The 21,569-nt window shown below is 71.9% G+C and carries 20 protein-coding genes; 12 read left to right on the top strand and 8 right to left on the bottom strand.

Annotated elements, in window-relative coordinates:
* Nucleotides 1-3: 3 nt before the first annotated feature.
* On the top strand, nucleotides 4-2,106 hold the full coding sequence (locus Q9S36_RS45610; protein ID WP_311291392.1) for an elongation factor G-like protein EF-G2: 2,103 nt from the start codon (nucleotides 4-6) through the stop codon (nucleotides 2,104-2,106).
* 513 nt (nucleotides 2,107-2,619) lie between these two features.
* Nucleotides 2,620-3,519, top strand: coding sequence for a hypothetical protein (locus tag Q9S36_RS45605; RefSeq protein ID WP_311291391.1), 900 nt, complete (start codon nucleotides 2,620-2,622; stop codon nucleotides 3,517-3,519).
* Here Q9S36_RS45605 and Q9S36_RS45600 read toward each other — a convergent pair.
* The 3 genes from Q9S36_RS45600 to kynA form a co-directional block, all read right to left on the bottom strand.
* Nucleotides 3,449-3,943 (bottom strand): GNAT family N-acetyltransferase, encoded by a 495-nt coding sequence (locus tag Q9S36_RS45600; RefSeq protein ID WP_311291390.1) that lies wholly within the window; start codon nucleotides 3,941-3,943, stop codon nucleotides 3,449-3,451. The two genes, Q9S36_RS45605 and Q9S36_RS45600, sit on opposite strands and share 71 nt — an antisense overlap.
* On the bottom strand, nucleotides 3,940-5,064 hold the full coding sequence (locus Q9S36_RS45595; RefSeq protein WP_311291389.1) for a hypothetical protein: 1,125 nt from the start codon (nucleotides 5,062-5,064) through the stop codon (nucleotides 3,940-3,942). The genes Q9S36_RS45600 and Q9S36_RS45595 overlap by 4 nt, the downstream gene beginning before the upstream one ends.
* Nucleotides 5,065-5,283: 219 nt before the next feature.
* Nucleotides 5,284-6,138 (bottom strand): tryptophan 2,3-dioxygenase, encoded by an 855-nt coding sequence (gene kynA, locus Q9S36_RS45590; protein ID WP_311291388.1) that lies wholly within the window; start codon nucleotides 6,136-6,138, stop codon nucleotides 5,284-5,286.
* A 40-nt stretch (nucleotides 6,139-6,178) separates the two neighbouring features.
* Between kynA and Q9S36_RS45585 the strand changes: the two genes are divergently transcribed.
* The 3 genes from Q9S36_RS45585 to Q9S36_RS45575 all read left to right on the top strand — a co-directional run bounded on the left by Q9S36_RS45585 (nucleotide 6,179) and on the right by Q9S36_RS45575 (nucleotide 9,750).
* The gene (locus Q9S36_RS45585; protein ID WP_311291387.1) at nucleotides 6,179-7,117 is read left to right on the top strand and encodes a DNA-3-methyladenine glycosylase 2 family protein; all 939 of its coding nucleotides are present in this window, start codon (nucleotides 6,179-6,181) and stop codon (nucleotides 7,115-7,117) included.
* An 87-nt stretch (nucleotides 7,118-7,204) separates the two neighbouring features.
* Entirely contained in the window at nucleotides 7,205-8,899 is a 1,695-nt protein-coding gene (locus tag Q9S36_RS45580; protein ID WP_311291386.1) for an FAD-dependent oxidoreductase, read from the top strand.
* Complete coding sequence (locus tag Q9S36_RS45575) at nucleotides 8,896-9,750, top strand: hypothetical protein (RefSeq protein WP_311291385.1); 855 nt, start codon at nucleotides 8,896-8,898, stop codon at nucleotides 9,748-9,750. The genes Q9S36_RS45580 and Q9S36_RS45575 overlap by 4 nt, the downstream gene beginning before the upstream one ends.
* On the opposite strand, the gene argS is transcribed toward Q9S36_RS45575, so the two are convergent.
* Genes argS through Q9S36_RS45560 form a run of 3 tightly spaced genes read right to left on the bottom strand, consistent with a single transcriptional unit; the run spans nucleotide 9,743 to nucleotide 13,584 of the window.
* Nucleotides 9,743-11,461: an arginine--tRNA ligase gene (gene argS, locus Q9S36_RS45570; RefSeq protein WP_311291383.1), complete on the bottom strand. Its 1,719-nt coding sequence runs from the start codon at nucleotides 11,459-11,461 to the stop codon at nucleotides 9,743-9,745. The two genes, Q9S36_RS45575 and argS, sit on opposite strands and share 8 nt — an antisense overlap.
* A gap of 34 nt (nucleotides 11,462-11,495) precedes the next feature.
* The gene (locus Q9S36_RS45565) at nucleotides 11,496-12,740 is read right to left on the bottom strand and encodes a phospholipase D-like domain-containing protein (RefSeq protein ID WP_311291382.1); all 1,245 of its coding nucleotides are present in this window, start codon (nucleotides 12,738-12,740) and stop codon (nucleotides 11,496-11,498) included.
* A 37-nt stretch (nucleotides 12,741-12,777) separates the two neighbouring features.
* Entirely contained in the window at nucleotides 12,778-13,584 is an 807-nt protein-coding gene (locus tag Q9S36_RS45560) for an aminoglycoside phosphotransferase (RefSeq protein WP_311291381.1), read from the bottom strand.
* A 177-nt stretch (nucleotides 13,585-13,761) separates the two neighbouring features.
* Here Q9S36_RS45560 and uvrB point away from each other — a divergent pair, with 177 nt between their 5' ends.
* The gene (gene uvrB, locus Q9S36_RS45555; RefSeq protein WP_311291380.1) at nucleotides 13,762-15,891 is read left to right on the top strand and encodes an excinuclease ABC subunit UvrB; all 2,130 of its coding nucleotides are present in this window, start codon (nucleotides 13,762-13,764) and stop codon (nucleotides 15,889-15,891) included.
* 107 nt (nucleotides 15,892-15,998) lie between these two features.
* Here the strand turns inward: uvrB and Q9S36_RS45550 are convergent, their stop codons facing one another.
* The gene (locus Q9S36_RS45550) at nucleotides 15,999-16,508 is read right to left on the bottom strand and encodes a DUF1707 domain-containing protein (protein WP_311291379.1); all 510 of its coding nucleotides are present in this window, start codon (nucleotides 16,506-16,508) and stop codon (nucleotides 15,999-16,001) included.
* A gap of 87 nt (nucleotides 16,509-16,595) precedes the next feature.
* Between Q9S36_RS45550 and Q9S36_RS45545 the strand changes: the two genes are divergently transcribed.
* A complete protein-coding gene (locus tag Q9S36_RS45545; RefSeq protein ID WP_311291378.1) occupies nucleotides 16,596-17,159 on the top strand; it encodes a hemerythrin domain-containing protein in 564 nt (187 codons plus the stop codon).
* Between the two features lie 31 nt (nucleotides 17,160-17,190).
* On the opposite strand, the gene Q9S36_RS45540 is transcribed toward Q9S36_RS45545, so the two are convergent.
* The gene (locus Q9S36_RS45540; RefSeq protein ID WP_311291377.1) at nucleotides 17,191-17,850 is read right to left on the bottom strand and encodes a potassium channel family protein; all 660 of its coding nucleotides are present in this window, start codon (nucleotides 17,848-17,850) and stop codon (nucleotides 17,191-17,193) included.
* 64 nt (nucleotides 17,851-17,914) lie between these two features.
* Here Q9S36_RS45540 and Q9S36_RS45535 point away from each other — a divergent pair, with 64 nt between their 5' ends.
* The 5 genes from Q9S36_RS45535 to Q9S36_RS45515 form a co-directional block, all read left to right on the top strand.
* A complete protein-coding gene (locus Q9S36_RS45535) occupies nucleotides 17,915-18,406 on the top strand; it encodes a hypothetical protein (protein WP_311291376.1) in 492 nt (163 codons plus the stop codon).
* Nucleotides 18,407-18,410: 4 nt separating this feature from the next.
* On the top strand, nucleotides 18,411-18,938 hold the full coding sequence (locus Q9S36_RS45530) for a hypothetical protein (RefSeq protein ID WP_311291375.1): 528 nt from the start codon (nucleotides 18,411-18,413) through the stop codon (nucleotides 18,936-18,938).
* A 43-nt stretch (nucleotides 18,939-18,981) separates the two neighbouring features.
* Nucleotides 18,982-19,953, top strand: coding sequence for an NAD(P)/FAD-dependent oxidoreductase (locus Q9S36_RS45525; protein ID WP_311291373.1), 972 nt, complete (start codon nucleotides 18,982-18,984; stop codon nucleotides 19,951-19,953).
* Between the two features lie 81 nt (nucleotides 19,954-20,034).
* Entirely contained in the window at nucleotides 20,035-21,294 is a 1,260-nt protein-coding gene (locus Q9S36_RS45520) for a glycosyltransferase family 4 protein (RefSeq protein WP_311291372.1), read from the top strand.
* A partial coding sequence (locus Q9S36_RS45515) for a class I SAM-dependent methyltransferase (protein ID WP_311291371.1) occupies nucleotides 21,281-21,569 on the top strand: 289 nt, incomplete at its 3' end. The genes Q9S36_RS45520 and Q9S36_RS45515, both read left to right, overlap by 14 nt.

Genomic DNA, 21,569 nt, shown 5'->3' with positions numbered 1-21,569 from the left:
ACGGTGAGCAGGGAGACGGGTGGCCAGGCGGGCCAGGCCGGCGCCCCGGTCGCCGCCGGTCCCGAGGCGATCCGCAACGTCGTCGTCGTCGGTGCGGCCGGTGCGGGGAAGACCACGCTGGTCGAGCGGCTGCTGGTGCAGGCAGGGGTGCTCAACCGCGCCGGCAGTGTCGACGACGGCACCACGGTCTGCGACTTCGAGGAGGTCGAGCACCGGCAGCACCGCTCCGTGGGCCTGGCCCTCGCCACGCTGGTGCACGACGGGGTGAAGATCAACCTGCTCGACGCACCGGGCTACGTCGACTTCGTCGGCGAGGTGCGTGCGGGCCTCCGCGCCGCCGACTGCGCGCTGTTCGTGGTCGCCGCCAACGAGGGCGTCGACGAGCCCACCCGGGTGCTGTGGCGCGAGTGCGCGGACGTGGGGATGCCGCGAGTGGTCGTGGTCTCCAAGCTCGACCACGCGCGCGCCGACGTCGACGGCGTGGTGGCGCAGGCGCGCGACGCCTTCGGCGAGCGGGTGCTGCCCGTCTACCTCCACGAGGACGGCCGCCTGGTCGGCCTGGTCACCGGCGACCACCAGCACGACGAGCAGCGCGCCGCGCTCATCGAGGGGATCATCGAGGAGTCCGAGGACGAGACCCTCATGGACCGCTACGTCGCGGGCGAGGCGATCGCCTCCGACCTCCTCCTGCGCGACCTCGAGCTCGCCGTCGCACGGGCCTCCTTGCACCCGGTCGTCCCGGTGGACGCGATGAGCGGCGTCGGTGCCGAGGAGCTGCTCGACCTGGTCGTCGCCGGCTTCCCCTCGCCCCTCGAGCACCGGATGCCGACCGTCTTCACCCCGGCCGGGGCGCCGGGACCCGCGATCTCCTGCGACCCCGCCGGGCCGCTGGTCGCCGAGGTCGTCAAGACCACCACCGATCCCTACCTCGGGCGCGTCAGCCTGGTGCGGGTGTTCTCCGGGACGGTGCTGCCCGACGCGAGCGTCCACGTGTCGGGCCACCGCTCGGTGTTCGCGGCCGGCGCCGACCCGACCGCGAGCCATCCCGACCACGACGAGGAGGAGCGCATCGGCTCACTGTCGGTCCCGCTCGGGAAGGCGCACCGTCCCGCGTCGTCGGCGATCGCCGGGGACCTGTGCGCGATCGGCAGGCTCAGCCACGCCGAGACGAGCGACACCCTCTCGTCCGTCGACTCGCCGCTGGTGCTGGAGCCGTGGCGGATGCCCGACCCCCAGCTGCCCGTCGCGATCCGGGTCCTCTCGAAGAGCGACGAGGACAAGCTCGGCTCCGGCCTCCAGCGGCTCGCCGCCGAGGACCCGACCCTGCGGGTCGAGCACAACGAGGAGACCCACCAGATCGTGCTCTGGACGATGGGGGAGGCCCACGCGGACGTGCTGCTCGACCGGCTCGCCACCCGCTACGGCGTCGCCGTCGAGGAGGTCGAGGTGCGCGTGCCCCTGCGGGAGACGCTCGTCCGCCCCGCCACCGGCCTGGGCCGGCACGTCAAGCAGAGCGGCGGTCACGGGCAGTACGCCGTGTGCAGCGTCGAGGTCGAGCCGCTCCCGCAGGGGAGCGGCTTCGAGTTCGTCGACAAGGTCGTCGGCGGTGCCGTGCCGCGGCAGTTCATCCCCTCGGTCGAGAAGGGCGTCCGCGCCCAGATGTCGCGGGGCGTGGGGTCCGGCTACCCGATGGTCGACCTCCGGGTCACGCTGACCGACGGCAAGGCCCACAGCGTCGACTCCTCCGACATGGCGTTCCAGACCGCCGGCGGGCTCGCCCTGCGCGACGCCGCCTCGGGAGGCGGGACGTGCCTGCTCGAGCCGGTGGACGAGATCGGGGTGCTGGTCTCCGACGCCCTGGTCGGGACCGTGATGGGTGACCTGTCCGCCCGCCGCGGCAAGGTGCTCGGCAGCGAGCCGAGCGGCGACGACGGCATGGTGCTGGTCAGGGCGCACGTGCCCCAGCTCGAGCTGCGCCGGTACGCCGCCGAGCTGCGCTCGCTGTCCCACGGCACCGCCTCGTTCACCCGCACCTACGCCCACCACGAGCGGGTCCCCGACCAGGTCGCGGCCAGGCTGGGAGCCTCGGCCGGTGGCGCGGCGTGACGTGCCGCCGCACGTGTCCGGGTTGTCGCCCTCGACCGGGTGCGCAGAGGGCGAGAAGTCGGACACGTGTGCCGTACGCGGTCGCGCGGAGGCCCTGACGCGGCGACCCGTCCTGCGGGGACGCATGGCAGAAGACGCCATCGCCCGGGACGTCGTCGGCCACCCGGTAGACGGGGAAGACGGTCGCGCACCACACGCGCGCGTAGGTGGACCGCCGCCGGCCCGCGCGCGGCCGCCGCGTTGTGGGCCGACATCTCCCGGAAGACGTCGACCGCGTCCGGGACGTAGCGCCACACGCTGAGGACGGCGCCCTCCACCGCGCGCCCGGCGACGCTGCGTGTGGGCATCGCAGGCTCGCATCGCTTTGTCTTCGGTCGTTCGAGTGCAGGCGAGGGGTGACGAACCGTCAAGAGCGGCCGGTGCCGGCGCCGTCGCTGCGGTCCTACACTCGAGTGTCGTCCCCCGGCAGGCGTCACAGCGACGTCCCGGACCGGATCACGGGGGTGGTCTCACGTGTCGGCTGCTGTCCTCAACATCGCCCTGGGCCTTGCCGCGGCCTTCATCGGCTACCTCATCGGGCGCCTCTGGGAGAAGTTCCAGGTCAGGAGGCGGTGCTGGATGGCCCGCGAGTTCTGGCACCCCGTGCTGGACGGGACGTTCCAGATCGTGATCAGCAAGTTCGACATCCCCGAGTTCCGTGAACCCACTGGCGTCGTCGGGGGCGGGGACGCCATCGCGAACAGGCTGCTGAGCGAGCTCTTCCACGACATCGGTCTCGAGAGGCCGCAGTCGGTCTACGTGGACGAGCGCGAGCTGGACCGTGCGAACAACTTGGTCGTCCTGGGTGGTCCGGCGGAGAACAAGGTCGCCCGTCAGGTCTGCGACCGGCTCCGACCGGGCATGAGAGTGGTGGACCCCGGCCCGGGCCTGCCGATGCAGGTCGAGATGACCGCCCAGCCCGGCGGCGACTGGGCGGCACCGCTCGTGCACGTCGCGGAGCCGGGCCAGGAGATGATCGAGTACGGCGTGATCCTCCGGGCGCCCAGCCCGTTCGCGGACGGCAGGACCGTCGTCGTGATCCAGGGGGCCTACGGCTACGGGACCTGGGCGGGCGTCGGCCTGACGCGGAGCAAGGACTTCCTCGCGAGGTGCGAGGCGCTCGACCACGAGGACGGCGAGCCCCGCGGGCGGGTCGCGACCGCCGCGGCGCGTGCCGGTCGACGGATGGGGCTCGCTCTCGGGTCCCGCGCATGGGTGCCCATCGAGTGCCTGTACCGGGTCGACGTCGTCGACGGGCATCCGACGTCGACGGAGATCGTGGCCCTGCGCCGGATGTCGGCCATCACAGCCGGCGAACCATCCTCACCTCGTGACGGGTCGGATCGGCCGCCAGAGGCTGCCGGTCACCCGTGAGCCGGAAGCCGGCGCCTTCGTAGAGACGCAGGGCGTTCGGGTTGTCGTCCATGACCCACAACCAGAGGCACGGCACACCGTCCGCGCGCAGGCGGTCGATGAGCGTCTCGAGGAGCAGGGTGCCGATTCCCTCACGGCGTCTGTCCGGGCGCACCCACATGTAGCTCGCGTAGCGGTCCTCGCGCGGGATGTCGTCCTCGGGGGTCGCACCGAGCAGCCCCACGTCGCTGCCGCGATCTTCGGCCACGAGCCAGGTCCCGCGACCCAGCTCCCGTGTCCACTCGTCCTCGGACCAGGTGACCTGCTGGTCGAAGGTGGAGAGGAACGCCGCCGGCTCCTGACGCAGCGCCGCGAGGCGCACCTCCCGCAACCGGGCGACGTCGTCGGCCCCCAGCACCGCGATCGTGGTGGTCCGGCGCGTCACGGAGTCTCCTCATCGTCGACGACCCGGTGGACGTCGGCTGCCGAGTACGCCCGTAGCCCGAGGTGGGACACGGCCGCGCCGACGTCCGGCACGGAAGGCAGCGCAGATAGGGCCGACTGCCAGGCTGCGCGATCTGTGTTCCAGGCGCGGACGTAGGCAATGAGCTCCGGGACGGTGATCTCCGCCAACCGCCTCTCCGCGGCAGCCATGGCAGCGATGACCCGTGTGTCGGCCTGGTCGCTCCTCTGCCGGATGCCACGGAGGAACGTGCCACGCTCCTCGATGAACCGGGTCCAGAAGTCGTCCTTGGTGGCGAGGTCGAGGCACCCCTGGTGCAGCGAGCTCATCAGGCCGTCGGCGACCACGTTCCCGAACTCCTGGAAGTAGGCCTTCTCGGGATCGGCGAACGGGTCGTACGGCAGCTGGCGGCACTCGCCGGCCTCGACGACCCGTCCCGCCGCGATGGCCGGAGCCATGAAGATCCAGTCCTCGTTGTAGATGCGGGGGAAGAACGAGGTCATCGCTCGCCGGTCGACCAGCAGCATGGACCCGCTGACGAACACGTCCTGCTCGTACCCGGTCAGGCGGTTCGCGTGGCACACCACGGAGTTGTCGGGGAACTCCCGCGCCGGCATGCCGGCCATCCCCGCGTCGGGGAGCACCTGCAGCGCACGCTCCACGTCGACGCTGGTGAGCCCGTGGATGTCGTCGTCCAGGAAGAGCACGGTCTCCCACTCGACGAGCGTGGCGATGACGAGGCCGAGATTCCGTTTGACGCACAGGTCGCCCAGCCCGGCCGTGCCCGCGGGTATCCGGTCCGTGAGGAGCTCGACCACCGGTGGGCTGTAGTCGCCGGGCACCGGGACCACGGTGAGCCTGAGGCCGGTCGAGGCGGCCGCCCTCGTCGTGATGTCCTCGACCGCGGCGCGGCCGCTCGCGAGGACCACGATGTCGGTGCCGAGGGCGGCCGCGAGACCGACCGCCGTGTCCAGGTGGTCGGCCGGTCGCGACGCTGACACCACGATGCCCCCGAGGGACCTCGGACGCGCAACCGCTGGGTCAGCGAGCAGCTCGGCGTGCTTCTCGGCAGCCGCACGGGGCCTCCCATCCGGTGCAGCCATGGTGGTTCCTCCCGCGGGCTGTCCGACACGGCCTGTCGCGTTCTCGATCGTAGGCGGATGTCCGCCGCGGTGGCACCGTCGGAGAGCGGCGCCCTTCCGCTCGATCCGGGAGCGGCGCCGTACACGTGTCCGAGATGTCGCCCTCGATCGGGCGGTTGGAGGGCGAGAAGTCGGACACGTGTGTGCACGCGACCGGTCGCCGGGTCCGCGGAGGCGGCCTCACTGCCCGATGCGGGTGCGCACCTCGTAGAGCTCGGGGAAGAAGGTGAGGTTCAGCGCGCGGCGGAGGAAGTCGACGCCCGACGAGCCGCCGGTGCCGACCTTGTGGCCGATGGTGCGCTGGACGACCTGGAGGTGGCGGAAGCGCCACTGCTGGAAGGCGTCCTCGACGTCGACGAGCTCCTCGCAGGTCTCGTAGACGCCCCAGTGCTCGGCGGGGGCGGCGTACACCGACGCGAAGACCTCGACGAGCTCGTCGTCGGTGGTGTGCGGCTGCGACCAGTCGCGGTCGAGCAGCCGCGCGGGGACGGCGTACCCCTGGCGGGCGAGGTGGGCCAGGAACTCGTCGTAGAGCGACGGCTCGTGCAGCAGCTGGGCCAGCACGTCGTGCGCCGCGGAGTCGTGGGCGTGGACCTTCACCATGTCGGCGTTCTTGTTGCCGAGGAGGAACTCGACCTCGCGGTACTGCGCGGACTGGAAGCCCGACGACGTCGCCAGGAACGGCCGGATCTCGGCGTACTCCGACGGCGTCAGCGTCGCGAGCACCGACCACTGGTCGGTGAGGGTGTGCTGGATGTGCTTGATCCGCGCCATCCGCTTGAGCGCGGGGGAGAGGTCGTCGGTGCGCAGCAGCGCCCGCGCGGAGCGGAGCTCGTGGACCATCAGCTTGAGCCACAGCTCACTGGTCTGGTGCTGGACGATGAAGAGCAGCTCGTCGTGCTGCGGCGGGTCCGACAGCGGCTGCTGGGCGGACAGCAGGACGTCGAGCCGGAGGTAGTCGCCGTAGGACATCGACCTCGAGAAGTCCTTCTGGATGCCCTCTTCGAGGTCGCGCTGGTTCGGTGTCTCGGCCATGGCTGCAAGGTAGTCGGTGGACTCGTCTACCGTCGCACCCATGGCCCCCTCCACCGTCGGCGAGCGCACCCGCACCTGGGTGCCCGACTGGCCGTGCTCGGTCGCGCAGGTGCTGCGCCCGCAGCGACGTGGCGCCGGTGACCCCACCCAGCGCCACGAGGAGTCCGGACGCATCTGGCGCGCCATGCGTACGCCGACCGGCCCGGCGAGCCTCTGCGTCCACCAGCGGCCGTCCACCGGCGGGGTGCACGCGCGGGCCTGGGGCGCCGGGGCCGACTGGGCGCTCGAGCACCTGCCCCGACTGCTCGGCGCGCACGACGACCCCAGCGGGTTCGAGCCGCACCACCACCCCGAGGTCGCGCAGGGCTGGCGCACCCACGGCCACTGGCGCATCGGTGCGACCGGGCTGGTGATGGAGTCGCTCGTGCCGTCGATCCTCGAGCAGAAGGTGACCGGCAAGCAGGCGTTCGGGTCGTTCCGCGAGCTCGTCCGCCGCCACGGCGAGCCGGCCCCGGGGCCGGTCGCCCCGCTGCGGCTGATGCTGCAGCCCACGCCCGCGACCATCGCCGCCATCCCGAGCTGGGAGTGGTTGCGGCTCGGCGTCCAGCCCGCCCAGTCGCGGACGGTCGTCACCGCCTGCCGGCTCGCCTCCTCGCTGGAGCGGATCACGGAGGTGCCGGCCGACGAGGCCGACCGGCGCCTGCGGTCGGTCCGGGGGATCGGCGTGTGGACCAGCGCCGAGGTCCGGCAGCGGGCGCTCGGCGATCCCGATGCGGTGAGCTTCGGCGACTACCACCTCGCCAACTGGGTCGGCTGGGCCCTCGTCGGTCACGACATCACCGACGAGGAGATGGCCGAGCTCCTCGAGCCCTACCGCCCCCAGCGCGGCCGGGCGGCGGCCATGGCGATGGCCGGCGGGCGGTCCCGGCCCCGTCGCGGACCGCGGATGAGCATCCCCACGCACCTCCCCACCCGCTGACGGACCAGCACCCCCAGAAATGGAGTCGCCAGCCCCGAGGGGCGGCGGTAGCGTCGATGCCGATGTCAGGGCTGTGAGGGAGGCCGCATGAGCGACGTCGATCCTGTCCTGCTGCTGGCCACGACCGACGAGACGTCACGTGACGTGATCGGTGGGGAGCTGCGCCGCAGGTACGGCGGCGACTACGAGGTCGTCGTCTGCGCGAGCTACGACCACGCACGGGCGGTCCTCGAGGGCCTGCGGCGGTGGGGGCGCCAGGTCGCGCTCGTGATCGCCTGCTACGGGCCCGACGACCGCCACGGCCTGGACTTCCTGCGCCGGGCGTACAACCTCCACCCCTCGGCCAAGCGTGCGATCGCGGCCGTCTGGGGCGACTTCGCGAGCACCCCCGCGGTGTTCTCCGCGATCGCGCACGGCCACGCCGAGCTGCTGCTGCTGCGCCCGGAGCGCCACCGCGACGAGGAGTTCCACGGCACGATCTCCGACGCCCTCGACGACTGGCACCTCGCCCAGGGCATCGGCTTCGAGGCGGTGCGGCTGATCGGGGAGCAGCGCGACGAGCGCACCCACGTCCTGCGCGACACCTTCGGCCGCAACCACATCCCCGTCGCGTTCCACCAGGTCGGCAGCCCGTCGGCCGCCCGTCTGCTCGCCGGTGCGGGCCTCGAGGACCCCGAGCTGCCGGTCGTCATGCTGTCGTTCACCTCCCCGCCGACCACGCTGGTCGCGCCCACCGACCTCGAGATCGCCGAGGCGTTCGGGCTGATGGCCCCGCTCTCGCCCGACAAGGTGTACGACGTCGTGGTGGTCGGCGCCGGGCCCAGCGGCCTCGCGGCGGCGGTCTACGCCTCCTCCGAGGGGCTGTCCACCCTGGTGATCGAGCAGCAGGCCGTCGGCGGCCAGGCCGGCACCTCGTCGCTGATCCGGAACTACCCGGGGTTCTCCCGCGGCGTCAGCGGCGCGCACCTGGCCTTCCGGTCGTTCCAGCAGGCGTGGGCCTTCGGCACCGAGTACTCGTTCATGCGACCGGTCGATGCGCTGGGCACCGAGGACGGCATCCACACCGTCTCGATGGCCGACGGCAGCAGGGTGCGCTCGCGCAGCATCGTCATCGCCACCGGCGTCGACTACCGCCGCCTCGACGTGCCCGAGCTCGAGTCGCTGGTCGGGCGCGGCGTCTACTACGGCGCGGCCGTCGCCGAGGCACCGTCGATGACGGGGGAGGACGTCTACGTCGTGGGCGGGGGCAACTCGGCCGGCCAGGCAACGCTCCACCTCGCCCGCTACGCCCGCCAGGTGACGCTCGTCGTGCGCGGGCCCTCGCTGGCCGCGAGCATGTCCGAGTACCTCATCTCCCAGCTGCAGGCCACCCGCAACGTCGTCATCCGCTACCGCACCGCCGTGGTCGGCGGGCGCGTCGACGACGGCTGCCTGGTCGGGCTCACCCTCGGCGACCCGCACGGCGAGGGTGGGACCGAGGACGTCCCGGCCGGTGGGCTGTTCGTCCTGATCGGATCGATGCCGCGGACCTCGTGGCTCCCCGAGGAGCTCGAGCGCGACAGCACCGGCTTCGTGCGCACCGGGCGCGACGTCACCGCACCGGCCCCCGACGGCGCGATGCGCCTGCCGCTGGAGACCAGCATCCCCGGGGTGTTCGCAGTGGGCGACGTGCGCGCCGGGTCGGTGAAGCGCGTCGCCACGGCCGTCGGCGACGGCGCGATGGTCATCGCCACGCTTCACGGCTACCTCGCCGACCACCCCGTGGCGGAACCCGCTCCATGAGCCGGCAGCACGCTGCCCGGCGCGACGCCGCCGTGGCCCGTCCGATGCGCGTCCTGCTGGTGGTGGCCGCCGTCCTCGTCTTCCTGGCCGGTTTCCAGCTCACCGTCTTCCCCACGCGGACCGACGACTGGTTCTCGTGGACCATCGACGTCCCGATGACCGCGGTCTTCCTCGGTGCGGCGTACTGGTCCAGCGCCGTCCTCGAGCTGGCCGGCGCGCGCTCGACGGGCTGGGGGCGGGCCCGGCTCACGGTGTGGACGGTGCTCGTCTTCACGACGCTGACGTTCCTGGTCACCGTGGTGCACCTCGACAAGTTCCACCTCGGCACCGAGCACCCGACGAGCGCGCGCCTCGTCACGTGGGGGTGGCTGGCGATCTACGCCGGTGTGCCCGTCGCGATGGTCCTCGCCCTGGTGCTGCAGTCGCGGGCCGCAGGGGAGGTCGGCGACGGCGTACGACGTCCGCTGCCGGTGCTCCTGCGCGCGCTGCTGCTCGGCCTCGGTGCGGTCCTGCTCGCCGCGGGCCTCGCGCTCCTGGTCGACCCCGTGTGGGCGTCGCAGGCGTGGTCGTGGCCGCTCACCCCGCTCACCGGGCGCGCGGTCGGCGCGTGGCTGGTCGGCCTGGGCTGGGCGGCGGCGCACGCCGTCTTGGTCGACGACGCCGGCCAGGTGCGCCCCGTGGGCCTCACGGGCGCCGCCTTCGTGGTGCTGGAGGGCATCGCCCTGGCGCGCTACGGGGAGGTCATCGAGTGGTCGCAGTGGCAGGCCGGGGCCTACGTCGCCGGGCTGGCATGGATCGCCGTGGTGTCCGGGTGGATCCTGCTGCTCCGGGGCGGCCGCCCGGTCACATGACCTCCGGCGCCTCGATGCCGAGGAGGTCGAGCCCGCGCACGAGGACGTCGCGGGTGAGCCCGGTCAGGGTGAGGCGCGACGCCGTCACGGCCGGCTCGGCCTTCAGGACCGGGCAGCGCTCGTAGAACACCGAGTAGGTCTGCGCCAGGTCGAACAGGTAGGTGCACAGCTGGTGCGGCTCGAGGGTCCGGCCGACCTCGTCGACCACGTCGCCGAAGTCGAGCAGCGCCAGCGCGAGGGCCCGCTCCTCGGGCTCCGCGACGACCACGGCACCGGGGGTGACCCCCGCGTGGCGGAAGATCGAGCGCGTGCGGGCGACGGCGTACTGCAGGTAGCGGCTGGTGTTGCCGTTGAGGGCGACCATCCGCTCGAGGTCGAAGACGTACTCGCTGTCGTGCGCGACGGAGAGGTCGGCGTACTTCACCGCGCCGATCCCGACCTGGGGGGCCAGCGCGGCGCGCTCCTCCTCCGAGAGCCCCGGGCGGTCCTCGTCGATCGCGGCGCGGGCGGCCGCGACGGCGTCGTCGAGCAGCGCCATGAGGCGCAGCGGGGCACCCGAGCGGGTCCGGAGGATCTTGCGGTCAGGGCCGAGGACGTTGCCGATCCGCACGTGCACGACCTCGACGTCGTCGGGGAGCCAGCCGGCGAGCCGCGCGGTCTCCCACACCATCTGCAGGTGCAGCGACTGCGGTGCACCGATCACGTAGAGCATCCGGTCGGCCGCCAGGTCCCGCACCCGGCGGCGGACGGTGGCGAGGTCGGTCGTGGCGTAGCCGTAGCCGCCGTCGGACTTGCGGATGATCAGGGGGAGCGGCCGGCCCTCCCGCCCGGTGCGGCCCTCGAGGAAGACGCAGAGCGCCCCGTCGCTGACGGTGGCGATGCCGGCCTCGGTGAGCTCGTCGCAGACCCGCTCCAGGTCGTCGTTGTAGGTCGACTCGCCGGCGAGGTCGTCGTCGGTGAGGCCGATGCCGAGGCGGGAGTAGATGGCGTTGAAGTAGTGGCGGGAGAGGTCCACCAGCTCGTGCCAGAGCCGCAGCGTCTCGGCGTCCCCGGCCTGCAGGGCCACCACGCGCTCGCGGGACCGGGTCGCGAAGGCCGCGTCGCCCTCGAACCTCGTCCGGGCCGACTGGTAGAAGGTGTTCGGGTCGGTCTCGAGGAGCAGTGCCTCCTCCGAGCCCTCACCGACCTCGAGGAGGCGCTCGATCAGCATCCCGAAGGGCGTGCCCCAGTCGCCGATGTGGTTCTGGCGTACGACGGTGTGCCCGAGGTGCTCGAGCACGCGGGCGAGCGCGTCGCCCACCACGGTCGTGCGCAGGTGCCCGACGTGCATCTCCTTGGCCACGTTGGGCGCCGAGTAGTCGATGACCACGCGCTGGGGCTCCGCCCGCGGCGCGCCCCTGCGCGGGTCGGCCGCGAGCTCGTCGAGCGCCGTGCCGAGCCACGCGCCGGCCAGCGTCAGGTTGACGAACCCGGGACCGCTGACCTCGACCCGCTCGCACACGCCGTCGACCTCGAGGGCCTCGACGATGCGCTGGGCCACCTCGCGCGGCGGGATCCCGAGCACCTTCGCCAGGGGGAGTGCGGCGTTGGACTGCAGGTCCGCGAACTGGCTGGGGCGCAGGACCGGGTCGGCGCCGCGTCGCTCCTCGCCGAAGGCCCTCTCGATCGCGGCGGAGACCAGGGGCGCGAGGGCGGCATGGGCGGACGGCATGGCGGCAGGCTATGCCGCGCGCGATCGCGTCGGGTCAGAGGAGGGGACGCAGGGGGCCGAGGAACGTCTCGGTGAACTTGCGGTTGAGGTCGCGCGCCTGCCACTCGTGGAGGGTCAGCTCGAGGCAGTTCGACTCGTCGTTCGCGAAGACCTCCTCCATCACCGCGGCGAACGCCGGGTCGATGACCTCGAGGTTGATCTCGTAGTTGCCCTGCAGGCTCAGCCGGTCGATGTTGGCGGTGCCGACCGTGGCCCAGCTGCCGTCGATGGTGGCGGTCTTGGCGTGGACCATCGCGTCCTTGAACCGCAGGATCCGCACCCCGGCGCCGAGCAGCTGGCCGTAGTAGCCGCGCGAGATCCAGTCGGCGACGATGTGGTTGGACTTCAGCGGCAGCAGGACCCGGACGTCCACGCCGCGCCGCGCCGCCTCGACGAGGCAGTCGACGAAGTCCTGGTCGGGCAGGAAGTACGCCGTGGTCAGCCAGATGTTGCGGCTGGCCCGGTTGATCGCCTCGAGGTACATGCTGCGGATCGGGAAGCTCCACTGCCGCGGGACGTTGCGGTGGATCCGGATCTGCGGGTCCCAGTCCGAGGCCGTCTCGAGCAGCAGCGGCCTCTCGTTGCGGCGCAGGCGGTGCCGGCGGTGGAGGTTCCAGAAGTCGGCGAACGACCGCTTGAGGTCCCACACCCCGGGTCCGGTGATCCGGACGTGGGTGTCACGCCACTCGGTGGCGTAGGCGGAGCCGATGTTGTAGCCGCCGAGGAAGGCGACCTCCTCGTCGACCACGAGCATCTTGCGGTGGTTGCGGCCGTAGCGGCGCAGGTCCCAGAACCGCAGCCCGGCGGACCAGATCGGGTAGCGCAGCACCTTCAGCGACGGCGGGAACCGCTTGAACGCAGGGGACACGACGACGTTGGCGAAACCGTCGTAGATGCAGTGCACGTCGACGCCGCGCGCGGCCGCGGCGGTCAGGGCGGTCTTGAACTTCCACCCGATCTCGTCGCCCTTCCAGATGTAGGTCTCGAACAGGATCTGCTTCTTCGCCCCGTCGATCGCCGCCAGCATGTCGTCGTACAGGTCGCGCCCGAAGGTGTACGTCGTGATCTCGCCGTCGCCGACCGGCACGGTCGCCGGACCGGTGACCGGGAACGGCTTCGGCTTCTTGCCACGGCGGCGGTAGGAGTCGACCAGCGACAGCGCGACCGCGAAGCCGAGCTGGAGGCCGAGGAGGGCGAGCAGGCCGCGCCGCACGGAGGTCAGCAGGCGGGCAGCGGTCACGCGCACAATCTAGCGGGGCGCGCACGGCGTCGAGGACTCAGACGAGCCCGAGCGCGGCGTAGCGCTCCACGTCGCACGGCCGGTCCGAGAGCAGCCGGAAGAGCGCCGCCCGCAGCATCGCCTGCCGCTGCGCGCCGCGTCGCCAGTCGTCGAGCGCCTCAGGGGCGGCGCCCAGCCACAGCACCGCGTCGAGCACGCAGACCGCCTCGGCCCACGACGGCGAGCGCCACGCGGGGGAGAGGTCGATGACGAACGGGACACCGGCCGCGTCGAGGAGCACGTTGCCGGCGAGGTCGCGGTGGACGAGCTGCTCGGGGCCCAGGTCGGCCGGTTCGAGCTCGGCGACGAGACGCACGACGAGGTCGGCGAGCCCCGGCTCGGGCCGGTCAGCCGCGGCCCGGAGCGCCGCGTCGGCGTCGTACGCCTGGCGCTCCGCCACGGTCCACTGGTCCGTCGTCGTCCCCAGCTCCACCGGACGCGTCGGCACGGCGCTCGCGAGGTGGGCGTGGATGAGGTGGGCGGTCGCCCGCAGGACGCCGAGGTCGCGGCAGGGCGTCGTACCGGCCTCGAAGCGGGTGGCCGCCCAGCCGTCGACGGTGAGGTTGCCGTCGCGCGCCGGCACGGGCAGCGCGAGGCGGACCGAGCGTGGTGACTGCTCGTCGAGACGCACCGCGAGGCGCGCCTGGACCGGCGCCAGCCACGCCTCCGACTCGTCGTGGCCGGGGGAGAGCACGAGGTCGCCCGCACGCCAGCTCGTGCCGCGGCCGCCCTCGAGCCTCTCGAGCACCCCCTCGGCGGCGAACAGGTCGAGCACGCGGTCCGGCGGCTGGCTCGGGTGGGGCACGGTGCGAGCGTAGGACCGGCTCGTCGGACAGGACAAAGCGGCTCACGCGCTGCTCGTCGCGCGTGGGGACGGGCCGCCGACGGGAGATCGTCCTGTTCGACGGGCCGTGGGATCAGCGGCGGGGCGACGTCTGTCACGTCCGGGCCCGTTGTCGGTGGCGCGTCGTAGGCTCGACGCATGCGTCCAGTCACCGATCTCCAGCGCCGGGTGGCCCCCTTCAAGGTCGTCTCCGACTACGAGCCGTCCGGCGACCAGCCGGCGGCGATCAAGGAGATCGTCGGCCGGATCCAGGGTGGCGAGCAGGACGTCGTGCTCCTCGGCGCGACCGGAACGGGCAAGACGGCCACCGTCGCGTGGGTCGCCGAGCAGCTGCAGCGACCGGTGCTCGTCCTCCAGCCCAACAAGACCCTCGCCGCGCAGTTCGCCAACGAGCTGCGCCAGCTGTTCCCCGACAACGCGGTCGAGTACTTCGTCTCCTACTACGACTACTACCAGCCCGAGGCCTACGTCCCGCAGACCGACACCTACATCGAGAAGGACTCCTCGATCAACGAGGAGGTCGAGCGGCTGCGCCACTCCGCGACCAACAGCCTGCTCACCCGCCGCGACACGATCGTGGTCTCGACGGTGTCCTGCATCTACGGCCTCGGCACGCCCCAGGAGTACGTCGACCGCATGCTGCGGCTCAAGGTCGGCGAGGAGCACGACCGCGACTCCGTGCTGCGGCGGCTGGTGGAGATCCAGTACACCCGCAACGACATGTCGTTCACGCGCGGCACGTTCCGCGTGCGCGGTGACACCCTGGAGATCTTCCCCGTCTACGAGGAGCTCGCGGTCCGTGTCGAGTTCTTCGGCGACGAGATCGAGCGGTTGATGACCCTCCACCCGATCACCGGCGAGGTGATCTCCGAGGACACCGAGCTCCACGTGTTCCCCGCCACCCACTACGTCGCCGGTCCCGAGCGGATGGAGCGGGCGATCAAGGGCATCGAGCTCGAGCTCGAGGACCAGCTCGCCGCCTTCGAGAAGCAGGGCAAGCTGCTCGAGGCCCAGCGGCTGCGGATGCGCACGACCTACGACGTCGAGATGATGCGTCAGGTCGGCTCCTGCTCCGGCATTGAGAACTACTCGATGCACATGGACGGCCGCACCCGCGGGAGCGCGCCCAACACGCTCCTCGACTACTTCCCCGAGGACTTCGTGCTCGTCATCGACGAGTCGCACGTCGCGGTCCCGCAGATCGGCGGCATGTACGAAGGCGACATGTCGCGCAAGCGCAACCTCGTCGACCACGGCTTCCGGCTGCCCAGCGCGATGGACAACCGGCCCCTGCGCTGGGACGAGTTCGTCGACCGCATCGGCCAGACGGTCTACCTCTCCGCGACCCCCGGCAACTACGAGCTCGACCGCGTCGGCGGGGTCGACAACACGGTGCAGCAGATCATCCGCCCGACCGGCCTGGTCGACCCCGAGGTCGTGGTGAAGCCGACCAAGGGCCAGATCGACGACCTGATCCACGAGATCCGCGAGCGCTCCGAGAAGGGCGAGCGGGTGCTGGTCACCACGCTGACCAAGAAGATGTCCGAGGACCTCACCGACTACCTCCTCGACGCCGGCATCCGGACCCGATACCTCCACTCCGAGGTCGACACCCTCAAGCGCATCGAGCTGCTGCGCGACCTCCGCCTCGGCGAGTACGACGTCCTCGTCGGCATCAACCTCCTCCGTGAGGGTCTCGACCTGCCCGAGGTCTCGCTCGTGTCGATCCTCGACGCCGACAAGGAGGGCTTCCTCCGCTCCGACAAGTCGCTCATCCAGACCATCGGCCGTGCCGCCCGCAACGTGTCCGGCCAGGTGCACATGTACGCCGACAAGATCACCCCCTCGATGGAGGCGGCGATCGACGAGACCAACCGTCGTCGCGCGATCCAGGTCGCCTACAACACCGAGCGCGGCATCGACCCGCAGCCGCTGCGCAAGAAGATCGCCGACATCACCGAGATGCTCGCCCGCGAGGACGAGACGACCCAGGAGTTGCTCAAGACCTGGGCCGACGTCGGTCAGAAGGGGCGCGCAGGCGGCGTGAAGGCCGGCAAGTCGCCCACCCCGGCGCTGTCGAAGATCCACTCCGAGGCGCCCGACACGGCCGGCATCCCGAGCAGCGACCTCGCCGAGCTGATCCAGGAGCTCACCGAGCAGATGAAGCACGCCGCCGCGGAGCTCCAGTTCGAGGTGGCGGCCCGGCTCCGCGACGAGATCTCCGAGCTCAAGAAGGAGCTCCGCCAGATGATGGAGGCGACGAAGTGACGAGCGGTGCGCGCGAGCCGAGGGACGAGGCTCGTGGCGCACCCGAGGAGCGAGGAGCTGCGCGAGTGAAGCGAGCGCCGGCCACCAAGTAGGGCGCCGTCTCGCCGTCAGTCCTCCTGCTCTCGGCGGCGCAGCTCCTTGCGCTGCTTCTTCTCCAGGCGGGCCTTCTCGGCGGCGATGATCTCGTCCTTCATGAAGACCACGCGCCCGGCGTGGAGCCCGGTGCCGAGCATGACGAAGAGCGGCCACGGGAAGTCGGCTCCCGTGGCCAGCCAGATGACCCAGCAGATGATCGAGGCCGACAGGAAGCCCCACAGCGCCTGCCGGCGCTCGGTGACGTAGGCCCGGTTGGCCTCCTCGACGACCGAGGGGGTCGCCGGGGTGCTGACCGCGACCGGGAGGTCGGCGACGAGGGGGACCAGGTCGCCGAGGGTCCGGCTGGCCAGGGCGGCGTCCGCGCGCTCGTCGTACTCGGCGCGCGTCAGGCGTCCCTCGGCGAAGGCGTCGGCGAGCACGCCCTCGATCACGGCGCGGTCGCGGTCCGAGGCCCGCATGGTCGCGTGGGCGGCGTTGCGCGGGTCGTGGTCGAACTGGCTCCACACCTCGATGCCTGGCACGACGCCATCGTAGGCAGGCGTGGGCAGGCCCACCCGTGGGGAGGTACGCGGCGGGCGGCGTCACTGCGGGGTCGCTAGGTTCGCCGCATGAGCACTCCCATCGACCTCGGTCGCCCGGTCTCGGGCGACGTCATCGACCTGATCCTCGAGGACCACCGTCGCTTCGAGTCGCTGATGCGCCAGCTGCGCGACAGCACCTCGGACCGCGACGCCGTCCGCAAGGCGCTCGCCGCCCTCCACGTCGCGCACGCGGAGGCGGAGGAGAAGCACGTCTACCCTCAGCTGCGTCGCAAGGACGCGATCACCGAGCACGAGGCCGAGCACGGCGAGGAGGAGCACGCCGAGGGCCACGAGGCGATGCTCAAGGTGCTCGAGCTGAAGGGCACCGACACCCAGGCGTTCGACGACGCCGTCGAGGAGCTCGCCACGGCGCTCAACCACCACCTCACCGAGGAGGAGCTCACCATCCTCAACCCGGCGCGCGACGAGGTGAGCGAGAAGGTGCGCCTCGAGCTCGGCGAGGCCTTCGCCACCGAGCGCAACGCCCAGCTCGACGCCGACTGCGGCAGCATCGACAACGTGCGCCGGATCGTGGAGGCCGCCGAGCGGGAGGGTCTCCTCGACGACGAGGACGACGAGGACGAGGACTGAGCCCGTCGCGCGTCGGCGCTGACGGGGGACGTCAGCGCCGGCGCCGCATCATCGTGAGCCCCACCATGCGGGCCACCACCATCGCGACGTAGAACACCCCGACCATCATCTCCACCATCAGCACGGAGCGTGCCACGCTCCCGACGGCCACGATGTCGGAGAGCCCGACGCTGGTGAGCGTCGAGAACGACAGGTAGAGCAGCTCGAACCACGTGTGCTCGAAGCCGCTCGCGTTGGAGAACGAGTCGGGCCAGACCGCCTGCACCGCGGCGAAGAGGTGGGCGAAGCCCCAGGCGACGACGGTGAAGGCGGCCCCGGTCGCGTAGTACTCGTCGGTGGTCACCACGTCGTCGTGGAAGAGGTAGCGCAGCATCGCGTAGGAGACGTAGAAGTAGAACGGCGCGTGCAGCAGCCCGGAGACGATCACCACCGCGTCGATGTCGGAGAACACCGCCTCCAGCAGCGTGAACACGATCGTGGGCGCGCCCAGGAAGAAGACGACCCGGCTGACGTGGGGCGTGCGCCGGACCGCGAGGACCGCGGAGCCCACGGCGAGCATCCCGATCACGCCGAGGAACGCGCGACCGACGGTCGAGCCCTCCAGGAACGGCCACGCGAGCACCTGCAGCAGCTGCGCCCCCAGGAGCATGGCCGAGGGGTGCGCCGTCAGGTACGCGATCTGCCGTCTCACGAGACCGGAGTCTAGGCACGCCGATCAGCGGCGCCGGGACCCTCGCCTGGGCTAGGTTCGCGGCGTGGGAGGACGCAGCACGATCTGGATGGTCAGCGTGCTGTCCGTCGTGCTCGCCGGGCTGGTGGGCGGCATCGCCTGGCTGCTGGGAACCAGCGAGCCCGTCGACGAGGGGCTGACAGCCGCCCAGCACGAGGTCGCCGCGGCCGCCCGCGCGGAGGCGCTGGCGTTCCTGACCGTCGACCACCGCACGATGGACGTCGTGGTCGAGCGGGTGCTCGACGGTGCCACGGGCGAGTTCCGCGATGAGTACGAGTCGCAGAGCAGGCGGTTGACGCGGGAGGCCACCCGGACCCGGGCGACCTCCGCCGGAGAAGTGGTCGCCCTCGGCGTGTCGGACCTCGAGGACGACGCGGCGACCGTGCTCGTGGCGGCCAACAGCACGGTCACCAACACCAGCACCGACGAGCCCCAGGTGCGCTACTACCGGCTCGAGCTGGGCCTGGTGCGTGAGGACGGCCGCTGGCTCACCAGCACGCTGAGGTTCGTGAGGTGACCCGGTGACGCTCACCTTCCAGAGACGGCTCGCCGGAGTGCTCGCGCTGGCGGTCCTGGTCGCGGCCGGCGTGCTGGGCTGGCTCTGGACCGAGCGCGACGACGGTGCCGGCGCGGACGTCACCAGCGCGGCCGACCCTGCGTCGTCGGTCGCCTCCGACGCGGTCAGGAGCACGGTGCTGGAGGTCGCCGGTGAGGCTGCCGGCCGGGTCTACAGCTACTCCTGGGACTCGCTGGCCGCCGACAAGGCCGCGGCCCGCGACCTGCTCACCGGCGCGATGCTCGACCAGTACGACCGCACGATGGCCGGCGTCGCGACGTCGAGCCGCCGCGACCGCCGCGTGGTGTCCGCCGAGGTCGTCGGCACGGCCGTCGTGCACGCCACGACGTCGTACGCCCGGGTGCTGGTGTTCGTGAACCAGTCCACCGACGGCAAGGACCTCGAGAAGCCGACGCTCGACCTCGACCGCGTGCTCGTCACGCTCGAGCGGGTCGACGGCGACTGGTTGGTCAGCGAGCTGGACGCGCTGTGAACGTGCCCTTGTGGCGGGAGCCGGGGATGGGAAGGATCGCGGCGTGGACGACGTGACGACCGACCTGCTGATCATCGGTGCCGGCCCGACGGGCCTCTACTCCGCGTACTACGCAGGCTTCCGCGGCATGAGCGTCACCGTGGTCGACTCGCTGCCCGAGCTGGGCGGCCAGATCACCGCGATGTACCCCGAGAAGGCGATCCTCGACGTGGCCGGCTTCCCCAGCGTCAAGGGCCGCGACCTCGTCGAGGGACTGGTGGCGCAGGCGGCCACGGCCGACCCGACGTACCTGCTGGACCGCACCGCGACCACCCTCGACCACCGCGAGGACGACGTGGTCGTCACGCTCGACGATGGCACCCGCGTCACCGCGGGGGCGGTGCTGATCACCTCGGGCATCGGGAAGTTCAGCCCGCGACCCCTGCCCGCCGGCGACGGCTGGGTCGGGCGCGGCATGGAGTTCTTCGTGCCGAGCTTCGCGCCCTACGCCGGCAAGGACGTCGTCATCGTCGGCGGCGGCGACAGCGCCTTCGACTGGGCCCAGCACCTCGAGCCGATCGCCGCCTCGGTCACCCTCGTGCACCGGCGCGACGCCTTCCGCGCCCACGAGCGCACGGTCGCGGCGGTCAGGGACTCCACCGTCGAGATCGTCACCAACGCCCAGGTCACCGCGCTGCGCGGTGACGGCCACCTCGAGGAGGTCGAGGTCAGCGTCGACGGGCAGGAGCCGCGCACCCTCAAGGCGCAGGCGCTCGTCGCGGCGCTCGGCTTCGTCGCCGACCTCGGCGCGATCCAGCAGTGGGGCCTGGTGACCGAGAAGCGGCACGTGGTGGTCGACTCCGCGATGCGCACGAACCTGCCACGGGTCTTCGCCGCCGGCGACATCACCGACTACCCCGGCAAGGTGCGCCTGATCGCCGTCGGGTTCGGCGAGGCCGCGACCGCGGTCAACAACGCGGCCGTCGTGATCGACCCCACCGCCCACGTCTTCCCGGGCCACTCCAGCGAGGGGTGAGCGGCGACCTCACGCGGAGGTGCCTACCGACCAGTAGGCATAATGGGCCCCCTCATCCACAGCACGCGAAAGGCAGAACACGTGCGCATCGCCATGCTGTCCTACCGGAGCAAGCCGCACTGCGGCGGCCAAGGTGTCTACATCCGCCACCTCAGCCGCGAGCTGGTCCGCCTCGGCCACGAGGTCGAGGTCTTCTCCGGGCAGCCCTACCCCGACCTCGACGAGGGCGTGCGGCTGACCAAGGTCCCGAGCCTGGACCTCTACCGCGAGCCGGACCCCTTCCGGATCCCGAGGCTGCGGGAGTTCCGCGACCGCATCGACGTCGAGGAGTTCCTCACCATGTGCACGGCCGGCTTCCCCGAGCCGAAGACCTTCAGCTCCCGCATCGCGCGGCTGATGAAGGAGCGTGCCGCGGACTTCGACATCGCGCACGACAACCAGGTCCTCGGGACCGGGATCATGGAGCTGGAGTCCTACGGCCTGCCCGTCGTGGCGACCATCCACCACCCGATCACCATGGACCGCAGGATCGACCTGCAGACCGCGCCCACCTGGCGCAAGCGGCTCACCCTGCGCCGGTGGTACGGCTTCCTGCGGATGCAGACGAAGGTCGCCAAGCGCTACCGCAAGGTGCTCACTCCCTCGGAGTCCTCGAGCCGTGACGTGGCCCGCGACTTCGGGGTCGACCCCGCGCGCATGCAGACGATCCTCCTGGGCGTCGACGACGTCTTCGCCCCGCCGACCGAGCCGCGCGTGCCGGGGCGCATCCTCGCCATGGCGAGCGCGGACGCCCCGATGAAGGGCATCGCGACGCTGCTGGAGGCCTTCGCCAAGCTGAGCGTGGAGCGCGACGTCTCGCTCGTGTTGGTCACCCGCCCCGAGCCGGGCGGTCGCACCGAGCAGCTCATCGACCAGCTCGGGATCGCCGACCGGGTCGAGTTCGTCAACGGGGTCAGCGACGAGGAGCTGGTCCGGGTGATGGGCTCGGCCGAGGTCGCGTGCGTCCCGTCCCTCTACGAGGGGTTCTCGCTGCCGACCGCCGAGCTCATGGCCTGCGCGACCCCGCTCGTCGTCTCTCGCGCCGGGGCGATCCCCGAGGTCGTCGGTCCCGACGGCGAGTGTGCCGACCTGGTCACCCCTGGCGACGTCGGCGAGCTGGAGCAGGCCCTCGCGGCGCTGCTCGACGACCCCGAGCGGCGTACGGCGATGGGCGCGCGCGGTCGGGCCCGCGTCGAGGAGCTGTTCAGCTGGCGTGCCGTGGCCGAGGCCACCGCCGCCGCCTACGAGGAGACGATCGCCGACTACCGGCGCGAGAAGGAGAACCACCGTGCTGACCGTTGACTTCGACCGCCTCGGCCTCCGGCCGGGTGAGCGGGTGCTCGACATGGGGTGCGGCGCCGGCCGCCACGCCTTCGAGATGTACAAGCGTGGCGCCGACGTCATCGCCTTCGACCAGGACGCCGACGAGCTCGCGACCGTGCGCGAGTGGTTCGCGGCGATGCGCGAGGCGGGCGAGGTGCCGGCCGGCGCCGAGGCCGACGTGAAGGAGGGCGACGCCCTCGCCCTGCCGTTCGCCGACGGGGAGTTCGACCGGATCGTCGCGGCCGAGGTGCTCG

It is taken from the genome of Microbacterium sp. ARD31 (genome assembly GCF_031844425.1).
The sequence above is the reverse complement of the archived record's forward strand: the minus strand, read 5'-3'. Positions and strand labels throughout refer to the sequence as shown.

What these genes read in the sequence shown, in the direction of transcription:
- Q9S36_RS45595 (WP_311291389.1), bottom strand. Translation starts at nt 5,064, where the DNA reads ATGGCTGCACCGGATGGGAGGCCCCGTGCGGCTGCCGAGAAGCACGCC.
- Q9S36_RS45545 (WP_311291378.1), top strand. Translation starts at nt 16,596, where the DNA reads ATGAGCACTCCCATCGACCTCGGTCGCCCGGTCTCGGGCGACGTCATC.
- Q9S36_RS45580 (WP_311291386.1), top strand. Translation starts at nt 7,205, where the DNA reads ATGAGCGACGTCGATCCTGTCCTGCTGCTGGCCACGACCGACGAGACG.
- uvrB (WP_311291380.1), top strand. Translation starts at nt 13,762, where the DNA reads ATGCGTCCAGTCACCGATCTCCAGCGCCGGGTGGCCCCCTTCAAGGTC.
- kynA (WP_311291388.1), bottom strand. Translation starts at nt 6,138, where the DNA reads ATGGCCGAGACACCGAACCAGCGCGACCTCGAAGAGGGCATCCAGAAG.
- Q9S36_RS45575 (WP_311291385.1), top strand. Translation starts at nt 8,896, where the DNA reads ATGAGCCGGCAGCACGCTGCCCGGCGCGACGCCGCCGTGGCCCGTCCG.
- Q9S36_RS45585 (WP_311291387.1), top strand. Translation starts at nt 6,179, where the DNA reads ATGGCCCCCTCCACCGTCGGCGAGCGCACCCGCACCTGGGTGCCCGAC.
- argS (WP_311291383.1), bottom strand. Translation starts at nt 11,461, where the DNA reads ATGCCGTCCGCCCATGCCGCCCTCGCGCCCCTGGTCTCCGCCGCGATC.